Annotated in this window: 2 protein-coding genes; both read left to right on the top strand. The window is 60.5% G+C overall.

Going from position 1 to position 953, the window contains the following annotated elements:
• Positions 1-133: 133 nt before the first annotated feature.
• Entirely contained in the window at positions 134-469 is a 336-nt protein-coding gene (locus tag GHN86_RS22960) for a transposase (protein WP_153387384.1), read from the top strand.
• 23 nt (positions 470-492) lie between these two features.
• Positions 493-819: a hypothetical protein gene (locus tag GHN86_RS22955; RefSeq protein WP_000091614.1), complete on the top strand. Its 327-nt coding sequence runs from the start codon at positions 493-495 to the stop codon at positions 817-819.
• Positions 820-953 lie beyond the last annotated feature (134 nt).

Below are 953 nucleotides of genomic sequence, written 5' to 3'. Positions count from 1 at the left end.
TCACCAATCTATCCGAACGCAAGCTGATGGATTGTCTGAATCGCCTCGGCTACGACATCGAAATCAAGGTACGGCCAGCAGCCGAGCCGATCGGGCATCTAACGCTCGCAACCGCTTAATCGGAGCTCTCCTGATGGCAGCCCGCATCACCGACGACGAATGGGACGAACTGACTCCCGAGAATTTCGATACCACGGCACTGCTGCGTGCAGTCGATGCCGTGGACGTGCTGCGCGGCGATTTGAATGACAGCGCAGACGGCGCACCTCCGCAACTGCGCACCGACCTGTTGAAGCTGCATCAACTGGCAATGGCCGCGTTCAACGAGGGATCACGCAGCCGAGTGGCTGAGCTATTTGATCTCGCCGTGGTTCTTCAGGATCAGGTTGATCATCTGATGACCTCGCTGGAACAAGTGCAAGAAGCCCTGTCCCGGTTGACGGCGCTCTACCCAGAAAGCCTGTCCTGAATGTTCTTGGAGACAACCACATCATGAGCCGCAGCCGCCGCAAAACGCCCATCGTTGGGCACACGACCTGCCGTAGCGAGCGCGAGGACAAGAAACTCTGGCATCAGCGCTGGCGAACCCACGAGCGCACCGCGCTGGCCAGCGCGTCGCCGGAAGCTCTATGCGCCCATCTGCCTCTACTGGAAAACCAGGTCAGCAACGTCTGGTCGATGGGTAAGGATGGCCGCTCCTACTGGCCCATCAAGCGCCAGGCCGCCACGGCGGATCGCATTGCCAACCACAAGGGACGCAATCCGCAAGAGCGCGCCTCCCTGAAAAAGCGTCTGCTGCGCAAGTGGATGAGCAAATGAACCTGTCCACCATCGAGGCGCTGGCTATCGCTTGGGCGCGAATCGCTGAAGAAGCAGAACTCCCAGCCGGCTACGAGGGCACGGCGACGCCAGAGGCGCATCGGGCCTGCGAGGTGATCCAGGAGCGGATTCGA

It is taken from the genome of Pseudomonas helleri (genome assembly GCF_009600315.1).
Lineage (GTDB): Bacteria > Pseudomonadota > Gammaproteobacteria > Pseudomonadales > Pseudomonadaceae > Aquipseudomonas > Aquipseudomonas helleri_A.
Note: the sequence above shows the minus strand (reverse complement) of the source record. Positions and strands in the feature narration are given on the sequence as shown.

Coding starts and splice junctions, on each gene's coding strand:
- GHN86_RS22955 (WP_000091614.1), top strand. CDS start 493: ATGAGCCGCAGCCGCCGCAAAACGCCCATCGTTGGGCACACGACCTGC.
- GHN86_RS22960 (WP_153387384.1), top strand. CDS start 134: ATGGCAGCCCGCATCACCGACGACGAATGGGACGAACTGACTCCCGAG.